Genomic DNA, 17,284 nt, shown 5'->3' on the forward strand with positions numbered 1-17,284 from the left:
CCCCTATCCTTATAAATACTTGCGAAACTATTCTTCATTTAATGCCTCAACAGGTACAAGTTTTGAAGCTTTGAGTGCCGGATAAAATCCAAATACTGTTCCTGTAAATATTGCAAATACAACTGCAAGCACTGCACCGGCAACAGAAAGTTCAACTCTCACGTCAAAATACTCAACTATCGGTGTTATGCCAAAACTCAAAAGAACTCCGAGTATTCCGCCGAGAATACTTATAAAGCACGCCTCCAGCAAAAATTCTATAAGAATATCTTTTTTGGTACATCCTATTGCTTTCAATATACCAATTTCTTTTGTTCTCTCTTTAACCGATACAAATAACACATTCATAATTCCTATACCGCCTACAATAAATACTATTGCTGCCATTGCAATAAGAAGTGTTGTAAGTGTATTATTTGATTCTGAGGCAGCCTCCATTTTGCTTCCTGCATCAGTTATAGTAAACTCGGCATTTGGATAATTCTCCGCCAATACTGATTGTATATTCTCCATAACATTGTCTACATTATCAACATCAGATGCTATTACTGTTATCGTAGGATTTGCATCTGTACCTACTATATACTTTACACCTGTACTGTAAGGTATGAAAATCGAATCATCAGGACTTATTCCTGAGGATACTGTTCCAACTTCAGATATTACACCATTTACAACATACGCCCTGTTGTCTATATATATTGTGCTGTCGTATGCATCTTCTACACTTCCGAATATTTCTTTTGCAACTGAATGTCCGAGTACACAGACCTTTTCCTTATTTGTTTCATTTGATGATTCAATAAAGCTTCCTGCCGCCATTGTGAGATTACTCATACTTACATAATTATTTTTTACCCCTGCTATTGTGTAGCTTTCTGCCTCGTCAAGGTCTCCACCGTCCACTTCAGATTTTGTAGTATAAGATATTGTTATATCTGATATTCCCGGAAGAAATGTTTTTAAATCATCCATGTCATCTTCTGACAATGTGATTTTTTCCTGATTTATTTTTGAACTGTCATTATTGTTATTTCCCCCTGCCATAAATCCGCCGAAACCGCCTTGCATACCGCCTCCTGGCATCTGTGGCATTCCCTGACTGCCTCCGCCCGATGAACCTCCGGGCATCTGCGGCATTCCCTGTCCGCCTCCAAATCCGCCGGGGTCTCTCTGGTTTCCTTTGGACTCACTATTTCCTCCTGATGATTTATTTGTTGAGCCTGATTTTGAAGAACCCTTACTATTTGACGATGAACTGTCTGTCGATTGCTCATATGAAATATCAATAGCTCCGGCGTTCAGATTTTTGAACTGGTCTGCAACATCCATCTGACCGCCTCTTCCTATCGCAATAACCATTACTATTGTTGCTGCACCGACAACTATACCTATAGAAGTAAGCACAACCTTAAATTTATTCTGAATAAGGTTTATCCAGACAAGTCTTAATATCTCACTTAGTTTCATTCGCTCACCCGGCTTTCTATAAGAACTGTATCACCTTCACTTAATCCACTCTCTATCTGAACATTATGTCCATCTGAGAAACCTGTCTTAACCTGTGTCTTTGTTGTACTTCCATCACTGTTTTTCTTTGTAACGTACGACTTTGTTCCCTCTGTCACTACTGCTTTATTAGAAATATAAAGAACATCCTTTATCTCTTTGGTAACAAATGTAACGTCCGCACTCATTCCTGCATAAACACTTGAAACGTCACCCGTCATAGTAACTACAACAGGATAACTTACCGTGCTCGTATCAGATGATGTTGTAGAAGAAATAGATGTAACTTTGCCATGGAATGTCTCATCCTCATATGCAGTAAGATTTATATTTACGGTATCTCCGACTTCTACCTCTGAAATATCATCCTGAGCAACAGATACAGAAATCGTAACTGCTTCTGCATTCTTATATGTGGCTATATCTGTGTCTGTGCTGAGTGTCTCACCGTCTTCATAGCCGACTGAAGTAACTGTACCTGAACACTCTGCTTTTATCACGCCTGTTCCTGCATATTTTTCAAATGTCTTAAGTTCTTTTTGTGCATCTTTTAATGTCTCCTGCGCATCTTTGACATCATCATCAATTCCATCCATTGCAACATTGTAAAGTGTCTTTGCGTTTGAATATTGAAGCATGGCTGCATCATAAGTCTTTTTGGCACTGACTTCACCTGTCTTTTTTGCTTTTTTCGCTGCCTTAAGCTGAGACTTTAAGTTTGTCAGATTAGCTTTATACTCTGATAACTGCTGTTTATATGTTGCAAGCTGCTGCTGCATTATTGTTATCTTACTTGATGTACCCTGACTGCTGCTGTCTGACGATGTATTTGTATTCGTGGAAGAATCCTGTGTCATATTTTTATTATCATTTTCCATACCGGACATGTTATTTGATGATGCTCCTGAACCTTCTCCCACTTTCTGGTCTGTTGACTGGTTTGATGATGTACTTTTATAAACAGAGGTACTTCCGCCTGCTTTTTTAATCTTCTTTTGTAACGTTTTTATTTTTAAAGGAAGTGTTTTTATTCCCGAAACTGCCGTGTTGTAATTGTTCTGTGCTGCCATAACTGCACTGTTAAGACTTTGTACCGTAGCGTTATATGTTGTTTTTGCACTCTGTCCTGCTGCAAGTCTCTCTTTATATTCGTATTCTGCCGTAAGTTTATCGGAATCTCTGTCAATCTTTGCTTCTTTCAGTGAAAGTCTTGCTGAGCTTACTGCCTCTTTATAAAGTTTTCTTACATTTGAAACACTTTTATTTGTCAATTTCAAAATAGTATCACCTTTTTTGACATTCTGTCCTGATGTAATACATACTTTCCCTATAACAAGGTCTGAATCCGATACACTCTCACTGCCCGATGATGTTGTTGACTTAGTAGATGTCGTACTTTCTGAGCCGGACTGACCGCCTGCCATTCCCATTACATTTCCGATATTCTGCATTCCCTGTGAGTCACTTTTGTTCTGGCTGCTGTTTCCTGATGAACTGCTGCCTGCCCCTGATGCCGAAGAACTGCTGCTTCCTACCGAAGATGTATCAAGTTCATACGCCTGGGTAATTGAACCACTCTCCATAGTTCCGCTTTCAGTTATTCCGACTGTAAGATTTCCTTTTTTAGCTGTATTTTCTTTAGTAACAGTGGTTGTCTTTGTGTCATCATTTTTATTCATGACATTAAAAACCACAACAACTGTTATACATGCAATAAGAATAACGGAAACCGCCACTTTTTTTATTCTTTTTTTACGTGACTTTGATGTCATCTGTTTTTTTTCTTTATCTGCCATTTTTCCACTTTCCTTTCGATTCATAATTCATTACTCTACTGTAAAATTCACCTGTGCCGTACTTCCGCTTGACATCATTCCCTGTGTATTGTCAACAGAAACTGTCACTGTGTATGTTACTTTTGAAACGCTTTCCGATGATGATGCTGTTTCGATAGCTGCGACCTTGCCTGTTACTGTCTGAGGCATATTCTGAATGTTTACTGATACCTCATCACCTACCGAAATATTTCCTATGTCAGTCTGGTCGACAGTAACATCGATACTCAATGTATTTTCATTACTGTAGCCTGCTATTGCCGTCATACTATTCAATATATCTCCGCTTTCATATGATATTTCCGACAAAGTTCCTGACATTGATGCCACAACATTATTTCCAGATACAAGTTTATTAAATGCTTTTATTCTGTCTCTTGCATTTGTATAATTATCTTTTGCTTTCTGCAATGTTTCTTTTGCTGACTTTATCGCTGCCTTATAAACCGTATCGGCACTTTTATATGCCCTAACACTCTCGTCATAAGTCTTTTTGGCACTGACTCTTCCCGTTGTTTCCTGAGATAATGCCTGATTGTAAGATGAACTGTATGCCGCCAGGTTCATCTTTGCATTTTTATACGCACTCCCATATGATGATATATTATTTCTTAATTTACTTATCTGTGATGTAAGCTGATTTTTCTTAGAGCTGTAACTATCATATGTCTTCTGTGCCTTGTCAGCCTGATTTGATGCTTTCTTATATGCATTATTTTTTGCTGTCATTTCTTGATTTGATGATGCAAGTTTTTCTTCAATATCTTTTGTAAGCTGTGAAATATCACTCTTGTTCTCCCTGCTGAATTCTCCTATATATCTTGAAACTGTATTTAATTCATCATTTTTTTGTTTTGCCTGTTCATATGCGTTTTGTTTCGACTGAAGATTTTTCGCTTTATTATCTGCCTGCTTTTTTGCCTTTTTTAATTTTTTATTTATACTTATAAGCTGTTTCTGTTTTTTTGTAAGGTCCTGTTTTGCTTTTTTTATCTTTTCAGGATATGTACTTATTATTTTTTTGCTGTTATCCAGCTGTTTTTTTGCTTCTTTTACCGACCCTGTATACTCTGATAAGCTGTCTTTGTAATCAGTAAGTGCCGAAGCATATGCTGATAAACTGTCCTGATAATCACTTTTTGCATCAAAAACAGCTTCTTCATAATCAAGTTTTGCCGATTCATATTTCTTTTTATAAGTTTTTACTGCTTTACTCAGAATATTTTTAGTATCTGTAACGCTGTCCTTCGTAAGTTTTATAAGTGCCTCTCCCTTTTTAACCTCATCACCGGAACTTTTTAGTACACTCTCTACTTCAAGTGCACCTGTCTTACTTGTTCCGGCAAGATTCAAACTATATAACTGATAGTCAGTTCCACCGGATGTAGTGCCCCCAGCCTGTAATATACTGCTGTTTTGAGACTCTCCTGAATTCTCCCCTTTACTTTCTGAGGTCTGCGTCTTTTGAGACTGCTTGGATGAGCTTTTTTTTAAGATGCTCTTTCCGCCGTATATCCCCACACCTGCTATAACAAACACTGCCGCCATTATCAATGCAATTTTTCTTTTTCGGTGCATCATTTTTCCTCCTATCAAATTTCATAAATCCTTTAATATCTGTTTTGTACCCAAAATATTACATAAAATTTGTGAAAATGAGGTGGAAAAGTTGTGTGTAAAATGTGAACTGCCATATTTTCCTCTAGACAAAACAACAGCTATGAATATTTTTTATTGTGTGTCATAAGATAGATTAGATATAAAAGAAACTACGAAACTATATATATAATATAATTTTTTGAAAGGTATGGTATTATTATATGAAAAAAAATTCTTCAATAAATATACGAAAAGGTAAAATGCCACGCATATGTCAGACAGTCATCATTTTCTTTTTTATCGGTATGCTGCTTGGCACTCTTGTCGGAAAACTTTTTAATTCCGCTCTTCTGCCTGAATTAAAGTCTATTTATACCGAAACATTGAGTTCCATACCTTCATTGGACATACCATCAGACAAAATAGTCCTGTCCTCATTTAACAGAAACATAAAATTTGTACTGCTGCTTTTTATTTTTTCCATGACTGACCTTTGGCGTTATTACTGCCTTGTTTTTTCTGTCTACACCGGTTTTTCAAACGGTCTTTTACTTTTCTTCAACATTTCAATTTACAAATTTGCAGGAATTGCAAACTATACCTGCTGTATAATGCCGCAATATCTTATTTTTGTGCCTTCATTTTTATATATTATAATGAATCTTCACAAAATAAACTCCTGTGATGATACAAATCAAAAAGGGAAACTGTTCTTAAAACAATTCCCCTTATTTTTACTTAGTATTCTGCTTATACTTATCGGCAGTCTTGCCGAGGGTTACATAAACCCACTGCTTTTGTCACATCTTGCCGGTGCCGCAAAATAATTAATCATGATTTTATTAAAAGCCCGGCAACGACTTAGCAAAGCTCAGTCTTTTGAGATATTTTTCAAATATTCTCTTAACTTTTCCACCGAGCCGTCATTTTTTATGACCCTGTCACTCCTGCTTATATAAAATTCATCAGGTTTCTGACTAGCCATAACTGCTTCACATTTTTCGACAGAATATCCTCTGCTATCTTTAAGCCTTTCAATTCTTATATTTCTCGGTACATATACATACCATATCTCATCACAATATTTATCGCATTCTGTCTCAAATAATATTGCACTTTCAAGAATTATATTTCCAGCTTTTTCTTTTCTGTTTTCTATATATTGCTCTATATATTCTTTTACTTTCGGATGCACAATATCATTTAAATCTTTAATTGCCTTTTTATCATTAAACACAATATCAGCCAGTTTTTTTCTGTCAATCTCTCCTGTTTCAGAAACAATTTCATTTCCAAATCTCTCCACCACTAAATCAAAGGCACTTCCACCCTTATCAGTAACAATATGACCAACATCATCCGTCAAAATAAGCTCCGCACCCGTCTCTTGCTTTAAAATCTGTGCCACAAGCGACTTCCCACTCCCGACACCGCCTGTCAAACCTATAACTCTCATAAATATACCCTCTTATTCTCATAATAATCATAATCAAATATTTGCTAAACTGTCATAAAATGTAATTGAATTACGCAACTCTCTAATCAGTTTTGCAAATCAGTGAGCCTCAAACCAGTCATCTCCCTGTTCAACCTCGGCAATAAGCGGCACTTTCAGGCTTGCTGCCGACTGCATATTTGATATAAGTATTTCTTTAACTTTATCTATTTCATCCACACTTGTCTCAACAAGCAGTTCGTCATGAACCTGAAGGACTATTCTTGATTTTAGTTTTTCTTCTTTTAGTTTCCTTGCAACTTTTATCATCGCAATCTTTATTATATCTGCCGCCGTTCCCTGTATCGGAGAATTCATTGCGATTCGCTCTCCAAATGAACGCTGCATAAAGTTTGATGATTTTATCTCAGGCACAGGTCTTCTGCGTCCAAATTTTGTATATGAATAACCGGTCTTTTTTGCATCCTCAACTTTTTCGTCAAGAAATGCCTTTATTGCCGGATAAGTTGCGAAATATTTTTTTATTATCTCGTCTGCTTCTTTTCTTGTTGTTCCTAAATCCTGTGATAATCCAAATGCACTTATCCCATAAACAATTCCAAAATTTACTGCCTTTGCATTTCTTCTCTGAAGCTCAGTAACTTCCTCAAACGGGGTATGGAAAACTTTTGAAGCGGTACTTCTGTGAATATCGTCACCATTTTTGTAGGCTTCTATAAGATGCTCATCACCTGACATATCAGCTAAAACCCTGAGTTCTATCTGTGAATAATCAGCATCTAAGAATACACATCCTTCTTTAGCCTTAAAAACTTTTCTAAACTCACGTCCCATCTCCATTCTGATAGGTATATTCTGAAGATTTGGCTCTGTAGAACTGATTCTTCCTGTTGCTGTAATCATCTGATTAAATTTACCATGAATCCTGTTATCACTCTCGATAAATACAGCAAGTCCCTCCGCATAAGTTGATTTCAATTTTGTAAACTGTCTGTAATCAAGTATTTTTGATATTATAGGGTCTTCTGTCTTTAATTTTTCAAGAATATCCGCTGATGTCGAATAACCTGTTTTTGTCTTTTTGGCAAATGGCAGCTTCATTTTTTCAAACAAAATTACACCAAGCTGTTTTGGAGAATTTATATTAAATTCCTCACCTGCCAAATCATAAATATCCCCCTCAAGTTCAACTATCTTTCTGTCAAGCTTTTCTGCAAGCTTTTCAAGGACTTTTATATCAGCTTTCACACCAACTCTCTCCATCTGATATAAAAAATAGGCTGTCGGTATTTCTACCTCACGGTAAAGGTTCATCATGCCTGTTTTTTCGAGTTCGTCTTTAAGATTTTTATATCCCTGTGCCGCAACAAACGAAAGTTCACCCGTATAGTCCAAAAGATTTTCTAAAATAATATTTTTTTCTTCATCTGTATTTTCATTAAAATAAAATTCCTCAACCTCCGCAATTACTTCCGAGAGTTTACTTTTTCCGAATCTCTCACTGTATGAAGGAATTGTCATATTAAGATAATCTCTCGCAATATCATCCGGCTCATAACTGTCTTTTAACGGATTTATCAGATAAGCGGCAATGCTTACATCTGAAACTTTGTTAAAAATCATGTCAAAATCCGAATCATCAAAAGCTGCCTGTGACGGAGCTTCTTTTTCCTCTGAATAATTTTCAACAGCAGATGTAAGATGCAATTCATTTTTCCAGTCAAACAGCGCGATATGCGGCATTTTCTTTTCGATTTTTTTATAAATATCTATAAGAAAATCTCCATCTGTCTCATCATTTTTTAGTATGCTTATCGTCTCAAAAGTTCCATCTGTCTCATAACTTAAACTCAGCCCTAAAAACAGATACTCGTTTAAACTATCGCTCTCATCTTCAAGCGAAACTGCCGATATATCATCAAAAACAAATGCCATCTGACCGCCGTTTTTCTTTTTATTCTTTTTTTTCTGTACACCTGAGTTTGACCACTCATCTCCAAAAAATGAAACTCCCACAACATCAGGTGAATTTTTTATAAGTTCTTTTGCAAATTTTTCAACCTCCGCTTTCTTTTTTAAGAACTTAAAGTTCATAGGTTTTATTACAATACTGCTTCTTGTATCCATATCAAATTTGTTGACAAGTGACTTTAATTCAAGTTTTTTTACCCACTCAAAAGCCTCAGGCGTAAAAATATTTTCAAGTTTTGCATCCGCAATATTATAATCCAACTCACAATCCGTCTTTATTGTCGCAAGTTTTTTACTGAGAAAAGCCATATCTTTTCCTGCTCTCAAAAGCTCTCTTGCTCTCTTTGGTTCAACCTCCTCAATATGTTCGTATGCCTGTTCAACGCTTGGAAAAGCTTTAAGTATCTTTACCGCTGTCTTTTCACCAACACCTGCAACTCCGGGAATATTATCAGCAGTATCTCCCATAAGACCTTTCATATCTATAATCTGAACCGGTGTCACACCGTATTTTTCTATTACATCCTCTGTGTGATATTCCTCTACCTCAGAACCACCTTTTTTTGTCTTGGGAATACTTATCTTTATATTCTCTGACGCCAATTGAAGTAAATCTCTGTCACCTGATACAAGTGTAACTTCTTTTCCTTGTGCTTCTGCCGTTTTTGCAATAGTTCCAAGTATATCGTCTGCCTCAAAACCGGGTCTTTTTACTATTGTTATTCCCATAGCCTCAAGAACCTGCTGGATTATCGGAACCTGCTGTCTTAATTCCTCGGGCATCGGCTTTCTTGTCCCCTTATATTCCTTAAACATTTCATGCCTGAATGTAGGTTTTTTCACATCAAATGCAACGGTGAGATATTCCGGCTTTTCTGTATCCAAAATTTTAAACATGATATTTAAAAATCCATATACAGCGTTTGTATGCATTCCCTCCGAATTTGTCAAATCAGGCACTCCGTAAAATGCTCTGTTTAAGATACTGTGTCCATCTATTAAAACTATCTTTTCACTCATTATAAAATTTCCCTTCTTAGTTCTTATCATAAATCACAAATGTTAATTATCACGCATCAATTGAGGGCAAAATGCCTTTTGACCCCAATATCTCAATATACAAGAATAATGCCAATACAGATAAATATAAAAAGAAGAATTTTTTCCAATAAAACAATGCGCCATTTAAACAGATAAGATTTAGCACTATTAATTTTTTCCTGCGAATCAATCTTTGTCTTTCCCTTAAGATTATCACTGTCAAGTATTCTCATTCCCATTATAAGTGTATAATATACATCATACTCTTCCTTACACTCGTCGCAGCTTTCCAAATGCTCAATAAAAGTACCCAGTTCTTTGACATCCATATCATCGTTTATGAAATCAATAATCTTTTTTTGTACCTGCTTACATGTCATCTTCTTTTTTCTATCTGTCCTGAGACCATGTAATATGACTTCCATCGTTCTCCTTTCTTACAAGTATCTTTGACGGAATCTGCTCTTTAAGTTCCGATACATGCGAAATAACCCCTACCGTTCTGCTGCTTCCTGCAAGTTCAAGAAGTATTCTGACTGCCTTGTCTCTCACATCATCACTTAATGAGCCAAATCCCTCATCAATAAACATTGTATCAATATTAGTTTTACCTGATTTATTTTGAACAATATCTGACATTCCGAGTGCCATTGCAAGAGAAGCCATAAATGTTTCACCACCTGAAAGTGAATGTGCATCCCTTACCTTTCCTGTCACAGGACTATAAACATCAAGTTCAAGTCCTGTCTCACCGGCAGTTGAAAATGAAATGTCTCTGCATCTCAGCAAAAAATTATTTGATGTCATTACCGCAAGTCTTTTGTTTGCATATGATATTACCATATTGAAATATTGTCTCAATACAAAAGTCTGAAAATGTATTTTTTTATTATTTGCAGCATTGTTAAGTGAGGCTATAACTCTGTATTTTTTATCCAGTTCACCTCTGTCACGCAACAGATTGACTATTTTTTTCTTTACAGAGACATTGTTTCCAAGCTTTGAAATTATATCTTCGTTTTCCTTGTTTAACCGCTTAACTCTAACCTGCATTTCCGATTTTGCCTGCAAAAGTTCTTCCGTATCTATTATACTCTCATCTGCCAGCATGTCATTTAACACTGCTATTTCCGATTTCAGCCTGTTGAGTTCATCACGGTATTTTTCAAGCTGTTCTTCAAGCATTGTTATCTGTTCATCTTCTAAAATGCTTTCTTTATATGAGGCTATGCTATCAAAACCTTTTTTGCTAAGTACATTTTCAAAATTTTTGTACTCTTTTGCAAACTCATTTTCATCTGTCTCTAACTGTTTTTTTGTTTCCTCTATTTTTCCTTTTAACAGACTGTTTGTTTTGTCGCACTCCGCTGTTAAATCTTCAATTTCCTGTTTTTCAGTCTCGATTTCTTCAATTTCTTTTTCAAGATTTTCAAGCATTTTTTTTGCTTCTTCGGAATTATTGTATGATAAGGTTTTACCTAACGTATCAATTTGCGCTAAAATACCTCCCACATAGACCGATTGTTCATTCAGCCTGTCACCGGTTTTCACTATTTCCTTTTCCAATGCCGCAAGTCTTGTTTCAAGTTTTTCTCTTGTCTTATAACATTCTTCCTTTTGAACTATCTTTTTCTTTGCAATATCAATATTTTTTTCAACACCATTCAGTTTTTCTTTTGCATCAGAAAGTTTATTTTCCAATTCTTTTTCTGCTTTATCAAAATCTAAAATCTGCGTATCTGATTGTTTATTTTCCTTATAATATTCTTTTATAAATTCAGATTTTAAAATCTCAGTCTTTCTCCTGCTCTCCTCGTACTCTGCCTGCTTTTCGTTTTTTTCTCTCTCAAGCCTGTCCTCTCTTAATTTCGCCTTGTCTAAATCATCTTTTGTAACTGTGTCTTCAGTCATCTTAGCCGGATTTATATGTTCCAATGCTCCACATACCGGACATGGTTTTCCGTTTTCTAACTTAGCAGCAAGAATAGCTGCCTGTGCCGTTACATACCTGTCACTTATCTGCTCAAATGTCTTTCTTGCATTTTTCCACTCAATATATTTAGCACTATAGTCATTTTCAATATTCTTAAGACTGTCGTTTTCAGTCAGATACATTTTTAATGTCTTTTGAAGCTGCGAAATTTCATCTGTGTTTTTAAGAATTTTTTCCTTATCATTTTCATACTGACTAAATACTATTTCAATGTCCTTTAACTCATGCAGTTTTTCCTCTGTTTTCTCTCTTGACAAAAGATATTCTTCATTCTGCTTTTTTAATTCCAAAACCTGATTTCTAATCTCTGTTAATGTATCATTTTCTTTCTGATATAGTTCTCTTTTATCGTCATATTCTTCATACACAGACATTTCATTTTCAATCTTACTTTTTTGATTTAAAAGTTGTGTATATTTTGCATTATTTTTCTGCTCAAATTCCTCTTTCCTGATTGACAAAGCATCATGCCTTTTTGAAGTCTCCTCCAGTCTGCTTTGATTTTTTTTGAGCTGTTCTTTTTTTAATTGTATATTTTTCTGTATCTTAAGGTAAATATTTTGTACCTGCCTGACCTCATATGCTGCTTTGGCTTTTCTTACTTTTTCCGCTTTAGCCGCATATATCTCCTTTTCGCCTAACAATTCTTTATATCTTGTTTCCGACATCTGCATTTTCTCAAATTTCGCGTTTATCTTGTCAGCATCAGATATCTGTTTGGTTATCCTAATAAGCTCAGTATTTTCCTTATCTATAACCTTTTTAAGTCCAGTTTTGTCTTTTTCAAGTATGTCTATCTCACTTTCAAGAATTGACAACAATTTTTCAGGCTCCGTGTCTCTCTTATCATATGCATCACTCCATAAAATTGCATTTTCACTTTCACTGTTTATAGTAACAGACCCAAAATTTTCCTCAAGCAAAAGATTATTATCCTTTAACTTTCCATATATTTTTTTAAATCTTTCACTTATGTTTTTTTCAATTTTCTCATAAATATCCATTGAAAAAATACTTTTAAAAATTTCTTTTCTGTTTTTCGTGCTTTCCATTATGAGTTCACGAAATTGTCCCTGAGCTATCATGACTATCTTTCCAAATTGTTTGTAATCAAGTCCTATAATACTTTGTATTTTCTCATCTGTCTCTTTATTTTTCCCGACAAAAACTTCTCCGTCAGGCATCGTAAGCGTTACATCAGACACCATTCCGCTTTTTCTAAAATGAGTAGTCCTCTTTACTGTATATAAGCCTTTATTTTGTCCGTGAGCATATTCAAATGTAAATTCCACGAAAGTTTTTCGTTTATCATCAGCATACTCACTGCGCATCATTTTAGTTTCTCTGTCATCACCGCCCAGCTTATTATAAAGAGCATACATTATACCATCAAATATAGTCGTTTTGCCTGAGCCTGTATCTCCTGATATAAGAAACAGACCTCCTTTTATCTTTGAGAAATCCACAACTTCCTCACCGCCATAAGAACCAAATGCTGACATAACAAGTTTTATCGGTCTCATATCATTCTACTCCTTTATAACCTCACTAAGTATTTCCCTGAATAACTCACTTTCATTTTCATCCATCTTTCGGTCATTTAACTGCTCAAAAAATGTGTTAAAAGAGTCAAATGGTGACATTTCCTTTAATTCTTCAACATCATCAAGCATTATCTTTCTCGTCTGTGAATTATCTATAATTACCTCTAATATATTATCAAAATATGCATTCAGCTTCTCCTTTACATTAGGAATTATATCTTCATCCCTCAGAGTTATGCTCACATAATCTTTCTTAATTTCTTCGTCTGCCAGTGCAATTATATCTTCAAAATATCCTTCTAATTTCTTTACATCTCTTATCTGGTTAAGCGGAAGTTTTGTTATTTCAGCCTTTTTGCCCTTCTCTTCTAAATCCACCATAACAATGCTTTTATTATGATTTCTCTCGCTTACTGAAAATTTGACCGGTGTCCCGCTGTATCTGTTTTTTTCATTTCCGACGAACTGACCTCCGTGTATATGCCCCAGGGCACTATACTCAAAATCTTCAAAAGCCGCTATATCTACAGCATCAAGTCCTCCCACTATTGCCGGCAATTGCTCAGAATCACAAAGTTTTGGTTCTTCATGTCCCGATATAAAAAATTGATGTGACATTACAACATTGCGCTCGCTCTTATCTATATCCGTATTTTGAACAATTTTTTTTATAATAGCATTTTCGCCGTTTAAATATTCATCCGGCATGGAATTTTTAAACACAACCGGTTTAAAAAAAGGTAAAAGATAAAAATTTACATTTCCGTTTTCATCCGAAAGACTTATCTTCTCCATTTTCAAATCTTCAACCGGTGGCATTGATGATATATATATATTGTGTTTTCTCAAAAAATCACTTCCGTAATTGAGCCTTTGGGCATTATCGTGATTTCCTGAAATTATCAGAACAGTTATTCCTGAAAGTGTCGTTAAAAGTTCATCCATGAGTGTAACTGCACCTGCCGAAGGAACTGCTCTGTCATAAATATCCCCTGCAATAAGCACTGCATCAGGCGAATACTCCTCGCAATATTTTCCAAGCTGTCTTATAAAATTTCTATGTTCCTCTGTAAGGTCATACCCATATAGTTGTTTTCCAAAATGTAAATCGGAAATGTGAAAAAATCTCATATTACTCCTTTATTCTAAGCATATCAGTTAAATTCTTCTTACTTTTCATCACATACCTGGAATATATAAAACTTCAAATAGTATGATTCATTGGCAGCCCAAAGTATCGGATGATCAGGTGCCTGTGTTCTAAACTCAACCTGACGAAGTCTTTTATGCACATTTGACGCTGCCTGCGCTATTGTTTTTGTAAATAAGTCATAATCCATAAAGTGTGAACATGAACAGGTTGCAAGAAAACCGCCGTCTTTTACAAGTTTCATTCCTCTCAAATTTATTTCACGATAACCCTTTACGGCATTTTTTATTGAATTTCTTGATTTTGTAAATGCCGGTGGGTCAAGTATAACCACATCAAATTTTTCGCCGGCTTTTTCAAGCTCAGGTAATTTGTCGAACACATCTGCACATTCAAATTTAACTGTATCCGAGAGCCCGTTAAGCTCTGCATTTTTTATTGCCTGCTCTACACCAAGTTCAGATGCATCAAGACCAAGTACACTTTTTGCTCCTGCCTGACCTGCATTTAAAGCAAACGAACCTGTATGTGTAAAGCAATCAAGAACTTTCGCATCTTTACACAATTTTCTTATAGACTGCCTGTTGTATTTCTGATCAAGGAAAAATCCTGTTTTCTGACCTTCTTTTACATCCACATAATATTTAACTCCGTTTTCAACTATCTCAACATTCGTGTCGAATTCATTTCCTATAAATCCTTTGATACGCTCAAGTCCCTCATTTTTTCTGACTTTTGCGTCACTCCTCTCATACACACCTCTTATATGAATTCCGTCTTTTTCCAAAATATCTTTTAATATATCAACTATCTTTTCCTTAAATTTATCTATTCCAAGTGCAAGAGACTGAACAACCAACACGTCAGAAAATTTGTCTATAACAAGTCCCGGAAGAAAATCTGCCTCACCAAACACTACCCTGCAGCTCGATGTATCAACCGTCTTTTTTCTGTATTCCCATGCATTTTCAAGCCTCTTTCTCAAAAATTCATCATTTATATCCTGTTCTGTATTTCTTGTCATCAATCTGACTCTGATTTTTGAATTTCTGTTTATAAAACCTTTTCCCATCGGATAACCGTCAAAATCATGAACAAGAACTATATCTCCATCTTCAAAAGAACCCATTATTGAGGCAATCTCATTGTCAAAAATCCACATTCCGCCACTTTTAATTGTTCTTCCCTCACCCTTTTTTAATGTTACTATTGCCATTTTTTATCCTCTCTTATCAATTATTTTCTTATTACGTTTTAAGCACATTTATGTTTATATTATAACACGACACGCCCCTGTGTGAAAACATAGGGGCGTGTAAAATTTAATCATATTTTTCATGATGTTGGGGCAAAAATTATTTTGACCATTGCATCATATCATGGTAATTTGTACTTGTTGCGGTATTCTTTGTACATATTTTTAAACTTAGGATCATCGTTTTCCTTTAAGTTATCAAGATACTCATGCGTATCAAATCCATCCTCGTTTGTCTGTATAATACAGACTGCTATATTGGAACAATGGTCTGCTATTCTCTCAAAATTGGTGGTTATGTCAGAAAGTACAAAACCAAGTTCAATAGTACATTTTCCTTTGCGCAGACGTTTTACGTGCTTTTTCTTTACCTCATCATTTAATGTATCGATAACTTCCTCCAAAGGCTCAACTTTTGTTGCCATAGCTACATCCTGTTTTTCAAAAACACTGAATGTCATTGAAACAATATCTCTTATGGCACCTTCGTATACCTCTAATTCACCTTTCGCCTTGTCAGAGAAATGTTCCTCTTTCCTGTAAACTTCATTGGCTGTATTCATAAGATTTACCGCATGGTCTGAAATTCTCTCGAAATCCCCTATACAATGAAGTATCGTAGAAACAATCTTTGAATCCGCATCTGAAAGGTCTGCGTTATTAAGTTTCATAAGATATGTTCCAAGCTCATCCTCATAATGATCTACCATATCTTCCAAATTTGATACTTCCTCGGCAATGTCCTTATCATAATGATGGAAAAGAGCAATTGCCTTAAACAATGCATCTTCTGACGCTTTTGCCATAAGAACAGCTGTTTTCTGTGCCTGATTTACAGCAAACGCAGGTTTCTCAAGGAAACGCTCGTCAAGAAGTGATTTAACCGTATGTTCCTCTGTCTCGTTATCTTTGATTGTGAGTTTGGCAAGGGTAACAAGTACATTTTTCAGAGGAAGCAGACATAATGTTGCTATTATATTAAATGCAGTATGAATTACAGCTATACCGGCAACTGAAGCTGACTGACTTAGGAAATTAAAATGTACAAACGCATTTATTCCGTAAAAACCTATCATAAAGACAATAGTTCCTATAAGGTTAAAATAGAAATGTACAAATGCTGCTCTCTTCGCATTTTTTCTTGCTCCTACTGCCGATAAAAGTGCAGTTACACATGTACCGATATTTTGTCCCATAATAATAGGCAGCGCTGATGCATAGCTGACTGTTCCTGCAAGACAAAATGCCTGTAATATACCAACAGAAGCTGATGAAGACTGTATAATCGCAGTAAGCACGGTTCCTACAATAACACCTATGATAGGATTATCACTAAACATTAAAAATATTTTTGTAAATGCAGGCATTTTTGTGAGTGGTTCAACAGCCTCACTCATTGTACTCATACCTGTCATAAGAATGGCAAAACCTGCTAATATTGTTCCAACATCTTTTTTGGTATTGCTTTTTGCAAATAAAATCATGCCCACACCAATTATTGCAAGTATCGGTGAGAATGATGTCGGTTTCAAAAGATTGATAATCAGACTGTCTCCTTGAATTCCCGTAAGTGAAAGTATCCATGAAGTTACTGTAGTACCGATGTTGGCACCCATGATTATGCCAACAGCCTGTTCAAGCTTCATAATGCCTGAATTCACAAAACCTACAACCATAACTGTTGTAGCTGACGATGACTGAATAACGGCTGTTACTCCGGCACCAAGCAATACGGCAAAAAGAGTTTTTGAAGTAAACTTTTCAAGAATTGCTTCTAATTTACCACCGGATGTTTTGGCAAGACCGTCTCCCATGACATGCATTCCATAAAGAAATAGAGCAAGTCCACCAATCATTGTCAATACATTAAAAATATCCATTGTATTCTTCCTTTCAAAAAGTGATAGGTTCTTCTTTTTACATTTGTAAAA

The 17,284-nt window shown here is 35.5% G+C and carries 11 protein-coding genes; 1 reads left to right on the forward strand and 10 read right to left on the reverse strand.

Going from position 1 to position 17,284, the window contains the following annotated elements; genetic code table 11:
• Positions 1–27: 27 nt before the first annotated feature.
• From ACZLXV_RS04585 to ACZLXV_RS04595, 3 genes are read right to left on the reverse strand one after another with little or no spacing between them, the layout of a single operon-like run.
• On the reverse strand, positions 28–1,470 hold the full coding sequence (locus tag ACZLXV_RS04585; protein ID WP_482382639.1) for an ABC transporter permease: 1,443 nt from the start codon (positions 1,468–1,470) through the stop codon (positions 28–30).
• The gene (locus tag ACZLXV_RS04590) at positions 1,467–3,329 is read right to left on the reverse strand and encodes an efflux RND transporter periplasmic adaptor subunit (RefSeq protein ID WP_482382640.1); all 1,863 of its coding nucleotides are present in this window, start codon (positions 3,327–3,329) and stop codon (positions 1,467–1,469) included. The genes ACZLXV_RS04585 and ACZLXV_RS04590 overlap by 4 nt, the downstream gene beginning before the upstream one ends.
• 6 nt (positions 3,330–3,335) lie before the next feature.
• Positions 3,336–4,925: an efflux RND transporter periplasmic adaptor subunit gene (locus tag ACZLXV_RS04595; RefSeq protein WP_482382641.1), complete on the reverse strand. Its 1,590-nt coding sequence runs from the start codon at positions 4,923–4,925 to the stop codon at positions 3,336–3,338.
• 239 nt (positions 4,926–5,164) lie between these two features.
• On the opposite strand from ACZLXV_RS04595, the gene ACZLXV_RS04600 reads away from it, so the two are divergent.
• Positions 5,165–5,770, forward strand: coding sequence for a hypothetical protein (locus tag ACZLXV_RS04600; RefSeq protein WP_482382642.1), 606 nt, complete (start codon positions 5,165–5,167; stop codon positions 5,768–5,770).
• 44 nt (positions 5,771–5,814) lie between these two features.
• Here the strand turns inward: ACZLXV_RS04600 and coaE are convergent, their stop codons facing one another.
• The 7 genes from coaE to ACZLXV_RS04635 form a co-directional block, all read right to left on the reverse strand.
• Positions 5,815–6,399, reverse strand: a complete 585-nt coding sequence (gene coaE, locus ACZLXV_RS04605) for a dephospho-CoA kinase (RefSeq protein ID WP_022224429.1) — start codon at positions 6,397–6,399, stop codon at positions 5,815–5,817.
• 99 nt (positions 6,400–6,498) lie between these two features.
• A complete protein-coding gene (gene polA, locus ACZLXV_RS04610) occupies positions 6,499–9,390 on the reverse strand; it encodes a DNA polymerase I (RefSeq protein ID WP_482382643.1) in 2,892 nt (963 codons plus the stop codon).
• Positions 9,391–9,482: 92 nt separating this feature from the next.
• Positions 9,483–9,836 carry an anti-sigma factor gene (locus tag ACZLXV_RS04615; RefSeq protein ID WP_367334682.1) on the reverse strand — a complete coding sequence of 118 codons (354 nt, stop codon included), beginning with the start codon at positions 9,834–9,836 and terminating at the stop codon, positions 9,483–9,485.
• Positions 9,802–12,927 (reverse strand): AAA family ATPase, encoded by a 3,126-nt coding sequence (locus ACZLXV_RS04620; protein ID WP_482382644.1) that lies wholly within the window; start codon positions 12,925–12,927, stop codon positions 9,802–9,804. The genes ACZLXV_RS04615 and ACZLXV_RS04620 overlap by 35 nt, the downstream gene beginning before the upstream one ends.
• A 6-nt stretch (positions 12,928–12,933) precedes the next feature.
• A complete protein-coding gene (locus ACZLXV_RS04625; RefSeq protein ID WP_482382645.1) occupies positions 12,934–14,079 on the reverse strand; it encodes an exonuclease SbcCD subunit D in 1,146 nt (381 codons plus the stop codon).
• A 38-nt stretch (positions 14,080–14,117) separates the two neighbouring features.
• Entirely contained in the window at positions 14,118–15,314 is a 1,197-nt protein-coding gene (locus tag ACZLXV_RS04630; RefSeq protein WP_022224424.1) for a class I SAM-dependent rRNA methyltransferase, read from the reverse strand.
• 161 nt (positions 15,315–15,475) lie between these two features.
• Positions 15,476–17,233, reverse strand: coding sequence for a Na/Pi cotransporter family protein (locus tag ACZLXV_RS04635; RefSeq protein WP_482382646.1), 1,758 nt, complete (start codon positions 17,231–17,233; stop codon positions 15,476–15,478).
• Positions 17,234–17,284: the final 51 nt, after the last annotated feature.

This window comes from Butyribacter sp. (assembly GCF_056818865.1).

Bases quoted from the DNA above. Each gene is read 5' to 3' on its own strand.
- ACZLXV_RS04585 (WP_482382639.1), bottom strand. From the start codon at position 1,470: ATGAAACTAAGTGAGATATTAAGACTTGTCTGGATAAACCTTATTCAG.
- ACZLXV_RS04590 (WP_482382640.1), bottom strand. From the start codon at position 3,329: ATGAATCGAAAGGAAAGTGGAAAAATGGCAGATAAAGAAAAAAAACAG.
- ACZLXV_RS04595 (WP_482382641.1), bottom strand. From the start codon at position 4,925: ATGATGCACCGAAAAAGAAAAATTGCATTGATAATGGCGGCAGTGTTT.
- ACZLXV_RS04600 (WP_482382642.1), top strand. From the start codon at position 5,165: ATGAAAAAAAATTCTTCAATAAATATACGAAAAGGTAAAATGCCACGC.
- coaE (WP_022224429.1), bottom strand. From the start codon at position 6,399: ATGAGAGTTATAGGTTTGACAGGCGGTGTCGGGAGTGGGAAGTCGCTT.
- polA (WP_482382643.1), bottom strand. From the start codon at position 9,390: ATGAGTGAAAAGATAGTTTTAATAGATGGACACAGTATCTTAAACAGA.
- ACZLXV_RS04615 (WP_367334682.1), bottom strand. From the start codon at position 9,836: ATGGAAGTCATATTACATGGTCTCAGGACAGATAGAAAAAAGAAGATG.
- ACZLXV_RS04620 (WP_482382644.1), bottom strand. From the start codon at position 12,927: ATGAGACCGATAAAACTTGTTATGTCAGCATTTGGTTCTTATGGCGGT.
- ACZLXV_RS04625 (WP_482382645.1), bottom strand. From the start codon at position 14,079: ATGAGATTTTTTCACATTTCCGATTTACATTTTGGAAAACAACTATAT.
- ACZLXV_RS04630 (WP_022224424.1), bottom strand. From the start codon at position 15,314: ATGGCAATAGTAACATTAAAAAAGGGTGAGGGAAGAACAATTAAAAGT.
- ACZLXV_RS04635 (WP_482382646.1), bottom strand. From the start codon at position 17,233: ATGGATATTTTTAATGTATTGACAATGATTGGTGGACTTGCTCTATTT.